Annotated in this window: 14 protein-coding genes and 2 pseudogenes; 7 read left to right on the top strand and 9 right to left on the bottom strand. The window is 46.9% G+C overall.

Going from position 1 to position 14,128, the window contains the following annotated elements; all coding sequences use genetic code 11:
• Nucleotides 1–46: 46 nt before the first annotated feature.
• On the top strand, nt 47–172 hold the full coding sequence (locus ACIDITHRIX25_RS84140) for a hypothetical protein (RefSeq protein WP_283770446.1): 126 nt from the start codon (nt 47–49) through the stop codon (nt 170–172).
• A 964-nt stretch (nt 173–1,136) separates the two neighbouring features.
• The gene (locus tag ACIDITHRIX25_RS84135) at nt 1,137–1,334 is read left to right on the top strand and encodes a hypothetical protein (RefSeq protein ID WP_201732047.1); all 198 of its coding nucleotides are present in this window, start codon (nt 1,137–1,139) and stop codon (nt 1,332–1,334) included.
• 1,137 nt (nt 1,335–2,471) lie between these two features.
• Here the strand turns inward: ACIDITHRIX25_RS84135 and ACIDITHRIX25_RS84130 are convergent.
• On the bottom strand, nt 2,472–3,275 hold the full coding sequence (locus ACIDITHRIX25_RS84130; RefSeq protein WP_201732046.1) for a DDE-type integrase/transposase/recombinase: 804 nt from the start codon (nt 3,273–3,275) through the stop codon (nt 2,472–2,474).
• 160 nt (nt 3,276–3,435) lie between these two features.
• Here ACIDITHRIX25_RS84130 and ACIDITHRIX25_RS84125 point away from each other — a divergent pair.
• Nucleotides 3,436–4,536 (top strand): annotated as a pseudogene (locus ACIDITHRIX25_RS84125) (IS630 family transposase).
• Between the two features lie 186 nt (nt 4,537–4,722).
• Here the strand turns inward: ACIDITHRIX25_RS84125 and ACIDITHRIX25_RS84120 are convergent.
• From ACIDITHRIX25_RS84120 to ACIDITHRIX25_RS84100, 5 genes and pseudogenes are all read right to left on the bottom strand, one after another.
• Nucleotides 4,723–4,989, bottom strand: coding sequence for a hypothetical protein (locus ACIDITHRIX25_RS84120; protein ID WP_201732045.1), 267 nt, complete (start codon nt 4,987–4,989; stop codon nt 4,723–4,725).
• Nucleotides 4,990–5,000: 11 nt separating this feature from the next.
• Nucleotides 5,001–5,351: pseudogene (locus tag ACIDITHRIX25_RS84115) on the bottom strand (integrase core domain-containing protein); the annotation flags it as partial.
• A 127-nt stretch (nt 5,352–5,478) separates the two neighbouring features.
• Nucleotides 5,479–6,102 carry a DDE-type integrase/transposase/recombinase gene (locus tag ACIDITHRIX25_RS84110; RefSeq protein ID WP_201732043.1) on the bottom strand — a complete coding sequence of 208 codons (624 nt, stop codon included), beginning with the start codon at nt 6,100–6,102 and terminating at the stop codon, nt 5,479–5,481.
• A 100-nt stretch (nt 6,103–6,202) separates the two neighbouring features.
• The gene (locus ACIDITHRIX25_RS84105; RefSeq protein WP_201732042.1) at nt 6,203–6,691 is read right to left on the bottom strand and encodes a hypothetical protein; all 489 of its coding nucleotides are present in this window, start codon (nt 6,689–6,691) and stop codon (nt 6,203–6,205) included.
• Nucleotides 6,692–6,725: 34 nt separating this feature from the next.
• Nucleotides 6,726–7,073: a hypothetical protein gene (locus ACIDITHRIX25_RS84100; protein ID WP_201732041.1), complete on the bottom strand. Its 348-nt coding sequence runs from the start codon at nt 7,071–7,073 to the stop codon at nt 6,726–6,728.
• 269 nt (nt 7,074–7,342) lie between these two features.
• Here ACIDITHRIX25_RS84100 and ACIDITHRIX25_RS84095 point away from each other — a divergent pair, with 269 nt between their 5' ends.
• Nucleotides 7,343–7,972, top strand: a complete 630-nt coding sequence (locus ACIDITHRIX25_RS84095; RefSeq protein WP_201732040.1) for a DUF1697 domain-containing protein — start codon at nt 7,343–7,345, stop codon at nt 7,970–7,972.
• 718 nt (nt 7,973–8,690) lie between these two features.
• Here ACIDITHRIX25_RS84095 and ACIDITHRIX25_RS84090 read toward each other — a convergent pair.
• Entirely contained in the window at nt 8,691–9,797 is a 1,107-nt protein-coding gene (locus tag ACIDITHRIX25_RS84090; RefSeq protein WP_201732039.1) for an IS1380 family transposase, read from the bottom strand.
• 501 nt (nt 9,798–10,298) lie between these two features.
• On the opposite strand from ACIDITHRIX25_RS84090, the gene ACIDITHRIX25_RS84085 reads away from it, so the two are divergent.
• The 3 genes from ACIDITHRIX25_RS84085 to ACIDITHRIX25_RS84075 all read left to right on the top strand — a co-directional run bounded on the left by ACIDITHRIX25_RS84085 (nt 10,299) and on the right by ACIDITHRIX25_RS84075 (nt 11,949).
• On the top strand, nt 10,299–10,466 hold the full coding sequence (locus ACIDITHRIX25_RS84085) for a hypothetical protein (protein WP_201732038.1): 168 nt from the start codon (nt 10,299–10,301) through the stop codon (nt 10,464–10,466).
• Nucleotides 10,467–11,144: 678 nt separating this feature from the next.
• Complete coding sequence (locus ACIDITHRIX25_RS84080) at nt 11,145–11,321, top strand: hypothetical protein (protein WP_201732037.1); 177 nt, start codon at nt 11,145–11,147, stop codon at nt 11,319–11,321.
• Between the two features lie 127 nt (nt 11,322–11,448).
• Nucleotides 11,449–11,949: a transposase gene (locus ACIDITHRIX25_RS84075; protein WP_283770445.1), complete on the top strand. Its 501-nt coding sequence runs from the start codon at nt 11,449–11,451 to the stop codon at nt 11,947–11,949.
• Between the two features lie 870 nt (nt 11,950–12,819).
• Here the strand turns inward: ACIDITHRIX25_RS84075 and ACIDITHRIX25_RS84070 are convergent.
• Both ACIDITHRIX25_RS84070 and ACIDITHRIX25_RS84065 read right to left on the bottom strand, forming a co-directional pair.
• The gene (locus tag ACIDITHRIX25_RS84070; RefSeq protein WP_052607177.1) at nt 12,820–13,233 is read right to left on the bottom strand and encodes a hypothetical protein; all 414 of its coding nucleotides are present in this window, start codon (nt 13,231–13,233) and stop codon (nt 12,820–12,822) included.
• A 529-nt stretch (nt 13,234–13,762) separates the two neighbouring features.
• Nucleotides 13,763–13,987 (bottom strand): transposase, encoded by a 225-nt coding sequence (locus ACIDITHRIX25_RS84065; protein WP_283770453.1) that lies wholly within the window; start codon nt 13,985–13,987, stop codon nt 13,763–13,765.
• Nucleotides 13,988–14,128: the final 141 nt, after the last annotated feature.

The raw sequence follows: 14,128 nt of genomic DNA, 5'->3' as shown, positions 1-14,128 counted from the left end.
GAGATACTTGGATATTACCCAAGTTCCAAAGGAGCCAAGCTTGCCGATGCAACAAAAGGAGAGACTTGTATCGGCACATTACAGACTGGGATGCATAACTGCAAATTCAGGAACTGGCACAACGGTTTGCCAGCCGATCTCGATAGATGTAGCACGAGAGCAAGAGCCTTAGCCCCATTTGGCAACGTCACTGTAAAACCATAACAAATCCAACCGTATTTGGCCCAGATGCCAAGGCAGTGGTTGGCGGCGGCGAAAAGAAGACTTCTACGACCCCATCATCACTCGTAAAGGACGGGCTAATCGCGCTAGTAACAGAAGAAGGCGTTACCGATTGTCCAAAAAGCCAAAGCAATGGGTATCCGTAGCCCCAACACGGAGGGGCATTATTTGCGAGTGAATGAAGAACTATCTCGCTCGGGTTGCCGCATTTCCCTGACAGCTAATTGCCTTGGCTGTTGAAAAACAACTTGACTGACAGGTTCCAATTGAAGTGGTCGATGCGGTAGCTGTCGCAAAATTAGTAGTTGCACTCTCCGCTACTTTTGAAGTATCAGATAGCGACGGAGCCAACGCTGGGTTTGATCCGCAGCAGGCCAGAACTTAGTAGGGAGACGGGAGGGATCTTCCCCTCCCGCTCCCCTTTTATGTGACCAATAATTAGTATCAGCGGTTGTTGGGGTGCGGAAACTCCGAGAGTTCGTGCAGGATACTGGGATGTGAGCGCTCTTTTGGGTTTGTGGTACTCAGGATAACAATTCCAGCCCATCCCCTCGCGGAATGCGACTGAAGATAAAGGTGGAGCGAGGGGGGGGTGGAGCTGGCCGACACCGAGACCTTGTAGGGCGACGCTTTGGTTGATTACTATGGGGGCGTAGAGCATCACTGGAGCTGATGATGTTGTGGGGGCGACCGCGTAGTTGCGTTGTCGCTATCTATTAGGGCAAGCTAGAGAGGTCAGAATAAAAATGTACCAGAAGCAAATCAAAAAGGTATAACAAGCTTGTGCCGAGCTAATAGAAGCCGGCGCAGCCATAACCTTCGATGCAGTTGCCCGTCGAGCCCAGATCGGCCGCGCGACGCTGTATCGCCGACCCGAACTCCATGCAGTGGTCCATGAGCATTGCCAACGGGCTTTGGAGGTACTAACCCTTTCGGGGTTAGTCGCTCAAGTCGAGCAACTCCGTGTTGGTCTTGAAGCAATCGCCGCCATCCTTCGTCGTCACGAGGAGCTCCTACGCGCCGTTGCCCGCCAATCCGGAGAAAAAAACAGGGTAATAAAAACTAGGCGTGTATGGGAGATAGCTAAGTCCGGACTCGGATTAGCCGCATAACTCACAGAACCGTGCGTGAAAGTATCCCTTCATCCGGCTTCTCGCTCGCAACTGCTTTGTGTTAGCTCCTGCTCATTGCTGAGTTGGCTAGTCCATTGCAGTCCGTTCGCCTTTAGCCTTTGCTCAAAGTCTCATTACAAGAGCTTCATTGCTAATACACCCCAGTCCGCCCCGCTGCGTAGCATCCGGCACTCTTACCTTCGGCTTTTGGCCTCGGTGCACTCCCGCTCTCTCTGTTTCCAAAGGGACAGCCACACGACTGGTTCCTGAGTTCGATATGTGTTTCCAGCAACAGTATGAAAGCCCATACTACGCTCATGCCACCTTTACACGAGACACTTGCCTGGCCAGGAACGAGACAACCTGCCAAACTTATCCCAAGGATATGGGCCGACCTTGGTTCTGATGTCAACCATCTGGGTTTCGATGCGTCATCGGATGGTTCGCTTTCGCCCATCTTCGTAGTACTTACCCAACGGAGGTATCTCCGCCTTTTAACACAACGCTCGCCACCGGTGAGTGTCAAGATAGTTGGCACATTTGCTTAGTTTGAGATTAATGGTTTTCTGGCACCTTCGTGCCGCCAAAATCTAGTTAGTTTAGGTTCCTCATTGATCGACTTATCCGTGACGAAATTTTGATCTAGTTGCCGACGACAAGTCGGCAACTAGATCAAATGACCACACTTGGGTCTGCCAATTTGGCTAACTAATTGACAATCCTAAATATCTTTGGGCTCATGAGATCGAAGCTGGATAACAAAATCGTCGCACTATCGTCACGCAACGGACCATTGGAGCTCGCAAATAGGAAACCTCCTGGCTGTGTTGATCGATGACGGACTTGTGGTGTGATTTATACCCACCTTCCCTCTGAGATCTCAGGCCTCTAGCTCTTTAGGAAGCTAACTGGGGTTATTGAGTTGTGGACGATCGCTACGCAAACGGTAATTGAAATGTGGAAAACGCTTCGCGTTTACGCACAATCCAATAACCTTCGCCCACGAGGCTCTTTCAACCTGCTACTACTACTACTACTACTACTACTAATTAAATTAAAGTCTCTAAGATCTTGAATCTCTTCGTGTTGGGTCAATCGACTTAGAACTACGCAGATAATGTAGAACTTAGGATGGATTTATCCCTTGGAGGTGTAGTCCAGGTTCTCGCCAGGTGGGCTCCAGTCTCTCGCTTTAGAGTTGATCCACCTCTTTGGGTTGAGTTCCTTTGTCGTTTCGTAGAGTTTCTGTCGCATCGAGAGTACTTCGAGATGGTTTCCTTCATGAACATCATGGGGAGTAACGAACTTTAGACCACTATGTCGGTGGTGGTAGTTGTAGTAGTTGACAAACTTCTCCACCCAGGTCCGACTATCTCTAAGGTTTTCAAATCCTCCATATGGATAACCAGGCCAGTACTTGGTAGTGCGAAAGAGCGACTCTATGTGGGGGTTATCATCAGAAACCCGAGGTCGTGAGTTCGAGGTAGTGATCCCCATTTTGTAGCAAAGCTCTAATAGAGAAGATCCCTTCATAGGAGATCCATTGTCGCTATGTAAGATTTTAGGAGCTCTTCCTCCTTCTAGGAGAGTTGCTCTTACAACTAAATCGGCAAGTTGCTGAGATGATTCGCATCCGTATACTTCATATCCAACTATCTTCCTCGAATAAAGGTCCATTACGAAGTACAGGTAGTAAAAAACTCCATGTACTGGTCCACGTAGCCAGGATATATCTGTTACCCAAATTTCAAGGGGAGCATTTGCCAAATGACTAGGAGTACCACGTTTAACTGCTGTTTTGGCTCTACCTCTATGGTTGTTTTGCTTGTGGTCACGAAGAATTCGATAAAAGGTAGATTCCGATCCGAGATAGATTCCCTTATCGGCCAAGGCTGGAACTACTTGACTTGGAGGAAGTGACGAGAACTCCTCCTTATGCATGGTATCTAAGATCTCTTGACGTTCAGATTCATCTAGTGTCCCCTCTCATAATTTCCCTGAAACTGAGGAATTAATCCCTTCTAAGGTTGTTCTCCTTGGTAAGGACATAACCTTGCAAGGGAGAACGATGCAAAGTCACACCATTTCAGAGGAGCCAAACATTGATGCCAACCAGAGCAAGCCGCCCAAGAAGAGATCTGGACGACAAGCTTCGGTGGTTCCGCTCAGTCCCAAAGAACGTAGCGAATTAGAAGCAGTGGTAAGAAAGTCCACAGCTCCCATAGGACAGGTGGCAAGGGCCAGCATTGCCCTATGGAGTAACGAAGGGGTTGGACACCAACGAGATCGCGCAAAGACTTCAGATATCTACAGAGACGGTATGCAAATGGAAGCGGCGTTTTATCAACTACGGAGTGGAACTTCTCGATGACGCACCGAGAAGTGGAAAACCGAGAAGCATTGATGACGAAAAGATCGCCGAGATTCTAAGGATCACTTTGGAAGAAGAGCCCCCGCTTGCTACCCAGTGGTCGACGTCTTCAATGTCCAAGCGGATCGGGGTATCACCAGCGAGCATCTCACGTATCTGGAGAACCTTTGGCCTCAAGCCCCATGTCTTGGGATACTTCAACATCAGTACCGATCCGGCCTTTACCGAAAAGTCCGCGACATAACTGGGATCTATCTCAATCCCCCTGATGCTGCACTGGTACTATGTATTGACGAAAAGACACAGATCCAGGCGTTGGATAGAACCCAGCCACTGCTTCCCATGAGACCTTTTGTTCCAGAGCGGCAAACACATGACTACAAACGCAACGGCACAACAAATCTCTTTGCAGCACTTGATGTTGCCTCTGGCAAGGTGATCACCAACACCACAAAGGCTCATCGGGCGATCGAGTTCATAGCCTTTTTGGATCAGGTGAAAAAAGAAGTTCCAAAAGAACTCGAAGTCCACGTCATCCTGGACAATTATGCAACGCATAAAACCGATGCTGTACGGGCCTGGCTCATAAAAAACCCCAGATTCCACTTCCATTTTACACCCACCTACTCCTCGTGGATGAACCTGGTTGAGAGATGGTTCTCGGAACTGACTACCAAAATGCTCCACAGATCCACCCATAAGTCACAAAAGCAACTCGTTGCTTCGATCAACACCTGGGCAGAGCGCTGGAACCAAGACCCAACACCATTTAGGTGGGTAAAGACAGCTGACGAGATATTCGCATCGATGGCAAAGTATCTGGGGAACTAGAACTCAGGGAACTTATGAGAGGGGACACTAGAGCAAAGCTGGGTTTAGCCCTAGTGGCAAAGGGGCGTTTGTCGTGGGTGTTGTCACCTTCAGCTTTCCATCTCTGAAAGCTACGTAGTGACAGTCCGAGTTCCTTGACCGCTAGTCTAAGCCTAGCTCCGCCGTTATGAGCTTCCTCAATAAGTTCTACTTACAAGTAGGCGATCTGAAGGGGAGGTCATTCGACCTCTTTGTCCCCGACAGGTCGCCTGGGCTTTTCCTTAGCAACTCCAGCAATGTGTAAGTTTCTGCGAGTGCCTTTTCTTTTCTATTTAGCTCTGACTCGAACTTCTTTGATCTGACCTTCTCACTTGCTAGTGCAGATCTGTATTTGGATACCGCTTCACCAGTCTTGTCATTCGCCTTTGAACAGGTAATACGCCAGTCATCGGAGCCTGCCAAGGAAGTTGTCACTTTCGCACAATCTAAGCTACCTCCCTTTGCCTCCCTTTTGATTCATCTCCCACCGATTTATTCGTAGGAACAATAGGTACCTCTGATACTGGATCCCAGTCTCTGCATTTGCCCGAGATCCACCGTCCTGGTTTGGATTTGCGAGCTCCCTCGTAGAGCTCGCGCCTTCTATTTAGTAGCTCGATATGCTCTCCGCTGTGTGCCTGTTGCGGGGTTACGAATTTGATGCCAGAGTGCTGGTGGTCGTTGTTGTAGTGATCAACGAATTCACTCATCCACTTGCGCGATTCTTCTATTGTGGCAAATCCTCCATAGGGATAGCTTGGAAAGTACTTCACGGTCTTAAAGAGCGACTCAATATGAGCATTGTCGTTAGATTATCCGGCTAATGGGTACATTAGTGCGCTCGAACCTCCGATTCGAGCCCGGATAATGCCCTGTTAACCTGCTAATCGAGGCAAATTGATTCGCGGGAATGGAGCCTCACGATTAGCCGGTTAACGGTGATACCCGAGGCCGTGACCGCGATATATTTACATCTAGCTCATACAAGTACTCAACTAGTGACCATCCCTTCATGGGTGACCCATTGTCACTATGGATCACTTTCGGAGCCATATTCTCTCGAGCTATCGCTCGCTTTACAACTCTCTTTAGCTGCTCAGAGCTTTCAGATTCGTATACTTCCCAGCCAACTATTTTCCTCGAATAAAGGTCGATGATCACATAGGCGTAGTAGTAGATACCCCTAGCTGGTCCATTTAGCCAAGTAATATCTAGGGTCCAGATGTCACCTGGTTTTACTGCTGTGTGTACTGGCCTAGACCTCTTCTTCGGCGGCTTCGTCCTGCTCCTGCGCTTGTTTAGATTGTTATCGGCTAGAACTCGATAAAAGGTCCTCTCAGAGGCGATATATCTTCCCTGATCAGCGAGCTTTGGAACTATTTGGGCAGGGGTAAGAGACGAGTACGTACTCGAAGTACACACTTCGATGATCTTTTCTCTTTCTTCCTCCGATAAAGCATTAAAGCGACGTCTATGAGAAGCTCCTCGCCGGCGATCCGTTACACCAGATTCCCATCGCCTAAACGTACGAGTCGATATCTTGAGCACTTCACAGGCTTTGTAGCATCTGGCACCTGCGTCTATTGCTTCATTGATGAGAACTACAGCTTGAGCTCGAACGTTGTGATCTAGATACAGAGGGGAGAGACTAGACGTCCCCTTCTTCCCCCCAGATCTCTTGTACTTTTTTTTGAAGAACCAATAGAGCAGCAGCTTCTGCTAGCGCCTTTTCTTTCCGTCGAAGTTCAGCTTCAATTCGTAATCTTGCTTTACGCTCTTTATCAAGCTCTACCTGGTGAGCCCTATTAGCAGCACGCTTATTGTCAAAGGCTGACTCTAAGGTATTTCGCCACTCCTCTAAATCTTCTGCTAGAACACCATTAGCTCTCAACCATGAACCGAGTTCGTGCTCATTCATAGCAGCTGTGTCAACAACAGCTTTGATCTTGTTGATTGATTCGCTTGAGTTGATGACTCTGGCTTTACGTTCCGAGTTCCACTGGTAGACCACGTTTGCATTGATACCGTGATCTTTTGCGATCTTTGCAATAGCGCCAGCCTTCGCTGGCTCTGAGTTATCGAGCTCATATAGAGCCGCTACTACTTTATTCTTTAGTTCCGCAGGATACCTTTTCATGTCAATTCCATCTTCGCCCTCTTAGAAACAAAAATCAAGCTAGGTGACAACACTCTTGGCAGAGAGGGTCATTTAGCTCTTCTTTCAAGATTCCCTTTGTGCGAAGGTATTCTCCAAGTTGCAACTCAGACATTGTTGCAGTTGCAAGCACGGCTTGGAACTTAGCCTCTGAACTCCATAAACTGGCTGGGGTTCGCTTAGTTGGATCTTGGCGATCTATCTGGTCCTTTAATTCACGATTCCAGATGTAGATAGTTGTCTTTGGTATCTGGACTTGTTTAGCCAAATCGGCGATTGCACCTCTGGGTGCATTGGGATCTGACAACAGCTCCCTCAGCATCTTGACAACAGCTTCTTTTTGATCCTTGGGATAAGGCTTCATCGTGTTCGATCAAAGTTCTCGCCCTGCATGGTTGGTATTCTATTCGAATAGATGCCAACCCCCTTGACACCTAGGGAGATTGATTACCTCTGCTTTGGTATTGAATACAAAAGATACCAAAACTTATAGAGAGGGCCTCCTTGCACAAAAGAAAAATTGCCAATCTCGCTATGGTGTCCGCCTATAGCGCTAATCTCGCCCAGGCGCTACTAATTGCCACCAAACACTAAAATGAAGGTTATTATTACCGTTGAGAGAGTGTCGACACAATGCGTTACGTGGGTCTTTTTAGCGGTATCAATGTTGGAAGCCGTAGGATCAAGACGGCTGACCTTGTCGGCTTGCTAGGCGAAACCGGGGTAGATAACCCCAGGACTTTCATTCAGTCAGGCAACGTATCCTTTAGCGCCGAACCGCTAGTAAGCACCATTGAAAAGTCAGAGATAACTGATCGAATCGAATCGGCCTTCCTAGAACGTTTCGCGTTTACGAGTAGCCTCTTTCTATACCCCTTAGATCGCTTTAAAGAGATCATCGACTTAGCGATCAACATATCTTCTACGCGGAACAACGCCCTCGAAGCTAGTCAATCTCCATACCAAGCAGACCAAGACGAAGAGATCGAGATCAGCCCATGGCCAGTCGAACGTGATCGGCGCGAGACAATAGTCTTCTACAAAGGCGATCCGCCTACGATAGTCACACCAATAACGTCTCCAAAAGGTGATCTCATAATTAGCCGCTGCGATCCAGACTTCGCATTAGTTTCATGGAAACTTCTTTCTGGGAAGCCTCCTTCCATGAACTTCCTCACAAATAACTTCCAACAGCCGTTTACCTCAAGATTTGTCCACACCGCAAACAAATTCTTAGACTTTGAACAAAAGGGTTCACCTTAGGTCCACTGTATGAGTCGCCCACTCTTTTAAGAGTGCCAAGGGAGAGCAAAAGCCATATCTCGAGTCTGCTCGAAAGGTCGAAAAGAAAAAGCAATCTTAGGGTCGACATCTTGGAGCTTCTTGATTCGAAGAGAGCGCCAGAAAGACTCAACGCTCAGCTGACTTTTAAAAAATTGAAGCTCGATTCCATGAAATAAGATATTTTACCTTTCCAGCAAGTATTAACCTGAATCCACAGAATTGGACCAGCTTGAGCCCTTCGGTGTGACTTCAAGTCGGTTTTTAGGATCTGATTTAGGTTTGACGGAGGGTCTATGGCTTAAATCTGGTTTCAGAGTGCCAAATATGACCTAATCCCTTTGTGGTTGAGCCTGTTTGGTCATTTTTGAGATTCTGAAATCTCATTTTGGGTATAGTAACCTAATCCCTTGTCTTCTAGAGCAGTTCCTTCAAGTAATATTCAGTGTGTTAGGTAACCAGATGTTCAGGTGATGGCGATCTCAAACTTTCTGATCCGATCAAGAGCCTCTAAGAACTTATCCTTATAGTGCCAGTGTTCTTCAAGATGCAGTATTACTTTTCTAGCTGAACGAGTGATATGTCCTGCGATCTGAAAGTAACACCGTCGAAGCTTTGGTGTGGTGATAACAGTTTCTGTAATAGCACCTATTCGTGCAGTGAACCGTGCCAGGTTGTGTGCAATTGCACAAATGGCTAATTAGACCAGAGCCAACCAAACGGCATTAGCGTTCATGTATCTGGATGGAACATGATTCCACCTAGAACCTCCTTTGAGATCCTTGATGACTAGTTCGATCTGGGCATGTGCTCGGTGATCAGCCTCAAGGAAAAGCGTTTCGCCTTGTCGATCGGTAATAAATGCGTGATAGTCATAGTCTCTAAATAGTGCCAGCTGAGACCCTGGAGTAGGCTTGACCCTTCGTACGATAAGACGAACGTCTTGTCTATCTCTTGCAAATGCGCGATATTTCACTTCTGCTACATCAGCTCCACCTTCAAGCCAGTAGACAATTGAAGTCCAGGCATCCTCTTGGATATCGGAGATGATACCTTTTAGTCTCTTGGACATCCGTGTTGTAATGCAAATGCGAACATCACCCGCACTAGCTGCGTCTCTAACGGCTCTTGAGTAGAACCCAGAGTCAAAACGCATGGTTATTTCACCAGTTGCTCCAGCGGCTCTGGCATTGTTGATTACCTGGGTTACAAACTCCCCGGCACCACGGGCGGTATTGGCATTGCCTTCACGTGTCACTATTCCAAGAATGTCACCTGTCTTGCCAACAGCTGCTAGGTGTGGGTGATACCCCCTTACTTTGGTATAACCAAAGTAAGCTCCTTCTTTTTTGTTTCCATATACCTGACATATCGTGGAATCAACATCAATGGTGAGTGACTCATCACCTGGACCTGCTCCAGCTAGCCAGGCTCGTTCTAGCAACAAAGCTGCAACTCGTTCAACATCTGCGATGTCACTGGTCTCAAAACTACGCAAGAAGACACCAAGAGTGGATGGTGCTGGCATTATCTGACCAAGGATAACTTGTGCATTTGGGCTTTCAAGGATTGCAGTGTCATCAATGCAATCACCACCGGCCAAGATAGATGCGACGATAGCCATAGCTTTTCTGCCAACATTTGCTCGTCCAGGACGATCCTCTAGGTCAATGTGTAAATCAAAGAGATCCCTAAGGCCAAGTCTCTCAGCAAGGGTGATAGGGAGTATTAACCCACTGTTGGAAACTGCGTTCGAATCGTCAAAGGTGACTATCAAACACTCTAAAGCACTAGCAGATGCTCGCATCTAAAAGGTGCTCCTTGAACTGATGGATTTGAAGTGTCTTCAAACATCATTCTACCAGTTCAGAGCACCTTTTCTATGTCTAAATCAAAGTTGATCGACTAAATTTTCGGTGGATCCAGGATTAAAGATAAACCAACTAGTCAAACTCGATTAAGAGGCAGTTCAGTCAAACACTCTAAAGCACTAGTAGGTGCTTGCATCTAAAAGGAGTATCCTTATTTTACTAATAACAGCTTCTTTTTAATCCTTTGGATAAAGGATCATCACTCCTCGAATTCTCGCCCTATTGAGTTCTTCTTATTTTAAATGAGCAGATGCTAACCATCCTGACACCTAGGGTCGCCGCACAATCTAGGCAGCTCTGTATTATATAGCGGCATAATTGTGACGCTAAGATCTCAGTTGAAAGTCACAAGTGAAAGATGTTAAGTGAAAGCGATGTTATCATGACCGACCTAATAACTCCGCGACTCCAACTACACGCGATCGATGTGGCGGAGGGTGAACGTATCGTGTAGCGCAGTACGGGACCTTCTGACGCTTGGGCGCAAGATTATCCATTTGACGGTGACGTTATCGGGGTCGGGATGTTCCTCCGAGCAAGTGCGATATCCGCAGAACAACGACCATTCGGTTATTACCGAATTTCTCGTCTCTCAGATGGGTTAGCAATCGGAGGAATCGGTTTCAAGGGAGCGCCCCCACCGGAAGCTTTGTCGAAATTGGCTATGGTTTTGCACCCTCAGCCCGTGAACACGGTTTGGCCGCGGAGGCAATCATGATCCTTTTGAAAGTAGCCAATGAAAATGGACTTAAAAGGGGCTCTCCTAACCCTCATGTGGGTCACCAAGACCCCATAACCGATAAGTAACGCCAGCACGATAAGAACTTTTGGGTCTTTAAAAGCATTGAATGAAACGTGCACGGTTTGTGACCTCTAAATTTGAAGTTACTAACACACAGATTTAGGAGATCTAACCGTGCACGCTAACTCTCTAGTCAAGCAGTTGCTTGACGTTAAAGGTGTCATTGTCAACGATATTTTTATCTCAAAAGATGAAATTGTTGTAGATGTCAAACTTGCACGATCCAAACTCGCATGTCCACCGTGTTGTTGAATAAGCCGTAAATTCAAAACAAAATACCGCTACGACATCAGAACTTGTCAACTCACGCTGGAGACATCTTGACATGGGAATACGTCGTACTTGGATCTCTTGTGCCCTACGGAGACCGAAATGCCCCAATCATGGAGTAATCACTGAGTCAGTGCCATTTGGGTGACCGGTATCTGAATCTCGCTTCACGAGAGACTTTGAACATCTAGTTGCCGGCTCAACCGCAAAGATGGATAAAACAACAGTTACGAAGCTCACCCGGATTGCTCAGAAAACAGTTGGTACGATCTGTGAGAGAGTAGTAGCCAAAGAGATCGATCCAAAGCGACTAGAGAAGCTCTCAATAATAGAGGTAGATGAGATTGCCTATCGTAAACACCATAAGTACATAACCCAAGTTATTTAGAGCCCGTAACAGATCATGAAACTGGAAAGATCGTCTATGGAGCAGAAGGAAAAAGCGCTAAGAGTCTAGATGGGTTCTTATGTGAGCTTGGTTCGCAACGTTCCAAGCTCTCACACAAGTAGCAACAATGGACATGGGACCAGCTTTTGCTAAAGCTTTCGCTGATCGCACACCAGATACTCAAATCGCACTCGATCCTTTTCATGTCGTTAAATTGGGCACTGAGGCCCTGGAGGAGGTAAGATGCGACCTATGGCGCCAACTGAGAAAACTTCCTACTCCAGATTACGCCCGTAGGTTTGTGAGTGCAAGATGGGCATTACTAAAGAATCCTGGTGATTTGACTCAACGCCAAAATGAGACTCTACGTCAAATAAAGTCAACCGCTGCAATACTTCTAAAGCCCTTAGAGATGAAAGAATCCCTAAGAGGGATATTCGGTAGTGGATTATCCAATGACGAAGTAGCTGAGTTCTTGGATTCCTGGTGTGCTCGTGCTTCACGATCACAGATACCTAGCTTTGTCAGATTATCAAAGACAATTCGAATCCATAAAGCTGGAATTATGGCTGCTATTGAGCCCCCTAGCTTGAAAAGGGTGTCTCCAATGGAAGGCTTGAGGGTCTAAACAATATATTAGATCCGCCATTGCTAGATGCTATGGTCTTCACTCTGCAAAATCAACACTTGGCTTGGTGATGCTTTCATGCGGTCCGATTGATCTCAAGCTCCCCTACGAAAGGGTTGCTTGATCCACATCTATGTTAGGAGAGCCTTAAAAGGGTTACTGCCAATACAACTCCAGACAACATTGCTTCGCAGCGCTCCCTACTAAGTGCAGGATTCAGCCTTGAAAGCGTTGACTCTGAACTGTGCCATTTTGCGGTGACCTTCTAAGAGCTAGGCACTTTACAGTTGGGATGATCACTGAAACAATTCGTTTTCCGAACGTACAAGGGCACAATTGATGGCCCTGGTTGTTCCCAAAGCACTCTTAGTGTCAAATTTGCTTTCACTTGTGACGGACTACGGTTCAGCGATTTAATACCCATTGCCACCGCTTAGATATGGTTCGAAATACGAATATCCCTTTCAGGGCGTATTTTGCATCTCGCAAAAGCAGGGAAATCGGTAGAGTTGACTTCCTGGTTACCGATTGACCCCACATGGCTAACACTTGGGTGATTTTAAGGTTCTTCATCGCAACGTCGCTGGAGAACCTAGTGTTGCGCCATTCCTCTTAGGAGACGTGCAAAAAATAGCAATCGGTGCTTGGCATCCGTAATAGTATTTTGAGTCCGGGCTTTTGCAGCAAAAATTTCGAGGAAACTGCTCCGGCTAACAAACGCACAGAAGCATGAAATACAAATCCATGCCCGCATCACCCACCTGCCAGTTGAAGTAATTGCGAACGCCTTCGAAATACACAAGGGTCAGACTCCCAATTTCAACGAAGGTCGAAGACTGAAGTTTTGGGGGCTTCAATCAGCCGAAGTGACTACTTAGAGACTAAGTGAACTATATCGACAATTACAAGGTACGAAACGAGTCCCATCACCATTAGGTAAATAGTTGTCATTTGCCACTTGTAACGATAACCAATAGCCCAGAATCTACGGATACCCCGAGCATCAAAGGCTAAAGCTATAACACCGACCGGTATTCCAATCGCGGGACCAACTCCAGCCGTTGCCCCTACTCCAAACAAGGGAAGGACAAAAGGGAGTATGACATAGCTCAAGATGCAACGAAATCCTGAGATAACCATCGAAACACTAAAGAGCTTTTGAGCAGCTTCTTGCTGGTTACTTGTCTTATCTACCGCCTTGATGCGTAGGAATTTGTTAACCGCGCCATCTACTGATGTTGGCTCTGAACTGCGGTCCTCAAAGTTTTCCTTTGTGCTTGCCATACCTTCGATATCCCATCAAATGATTAGTAACGTGTAAACGCCTTTGCCTACTCTCACAACAACCTCAGCTGAATTAAATTCGCTTCTTGATCCATCTCTTACTCTGATCATGCACCGTCGATCGCCAATCTGGCTCACCGAATGACCTAGCGGCATAAGAGGCTTCCCGTCGCATAAGCAAAGTTGTGACAACTTTTCTATTATTACAGAATAGTGCGCCTTCCCCATATGTGCCAAAATTAGTGCCTTGTCAAGCTCACCTTGGTAGCGTAATGCCTACAGAACTTCCAGCTAGCCACCACCGAGCAGCTATTTTGATCAAAGAATTGAACCAACGGGAGCGCAATCGGTTTCCGTGAGGGAGCGGTCAAGCGACCTCGTTCTTTCTCGGTCTACCTGATTTACCTCTTGGGAGTATCTGGTTCTCTATGTACTTTCCCACCGTCTCTAATGGGTTCCCACCGCAAGACACTACCGACTATGAGGGTGGCCAAAAGCACTTCCCCCACATGGCATCTCGGACTTCCGGCTAGTTTTTTAGCTTTGCTCTTATGGCTGAGAGCGTCTTCATAGACATCGGCAATCTTGAGAGAACAACTTTAGCTGCGTTGGTTATCGACAGGTGAGCATGATCGCCCTCTGTCTCAAAAGCATCGGAGATGGAATCAAAACGAGTACACACTTCAAGAATCGCGGGTTTGATCTCGTCAATTACTCTGTTTGTCATTACATAACGGCGATATTTAGCCTGAATCCACAGAAATGGACCAGCTTGAGCCCTTCGGTGTGACTCTGAGTCGGTTTTTAGGAACTGATTTAGGTTTGACGGAGGGTCTATGGCTTAAATCTGGTTTCAGAGTGCCAAATATGACCTAATCCCTTTGTGGTTGAGCCT

Source organism: Acidithrix sp. C25, from assembly GCF_904848545.2.
The sequence above is the reverse complement of the archived record's forward strand: the minus strand, read 5'-3'. Positions and strand labels throughout refer to the sequence as shown.

Bases quoted from the DNA above. Each gene is read 5' to 3' on its own strand.
- ACIDITHRIX25_RS84100 (WP_201732041.1), bottom strand. From the start codon at position 7,073: ATGAAGCCTTATCCCAAGGATCAAAAAGAAGCTGTTGTCAAGATGCTG.
- ACIDITHRIX25_RS84130 (WP_201732046.1), bottom strand. From the start codon at position 3,275: ATGCATAAGGAGGAGTTCTCGTCACTTCCTCCAAGTCAAGTAGTTCCA.
- ACIDITHRIX25_RS84095 (WP_201732040.1), top strand. From the start codon at position 7,343: ATGCGTTACGTGGGTCTTTTTAGCGGTATCAATGTTGGAAGCCGTAGG.
- ACIDITHRIX25_RS84070 (WP_052607177.1), bottom strand. From the start codon at position 13,233: ATGGCAAGCACAAAGGAAAACTTTGAGGACCGCAGTTCAGAGCCAACA.
- ACIDITHRIX25_RS84105 (WP_201732042.1), bottom strand. From the start codon at position 6,691: ATGAAAAGGTATCCTGCGGAACTAAAGAATAAAGTAGTAGCGGCTCTA.
- ACIDITHRIX25_RS84075 (WP_283770445.1), top strand. From the start codon at position 11,449: ATGGACATGGGACCAGCTTTTGCTAAAGCTTTCGCTGATCGCACACCA.
- ACIDITHRIX25_RS84090 (WP_201732039.1), bottom strand. From the start codon at position 9,797: ATGCGAGCATCTGCTAGTGCTTTAGAGTGTTTGATAGTCACCTTTGAC.
- ACIDITHRIX25_RS84080 (WP_201732037.1), top strand. From the start codon at position 11,145: ATGGATAAAACAACAGTTACGAAGCTCACCCGGATTGCTCAGAAAACA.
- ACIDITHRIX25_RS84140 (WP_283770446.1), top strand. From the start codon at position 47: ATGCAACAAAAGGAGAGACTTGTATCGGCACATTACAGACTGGGATGC.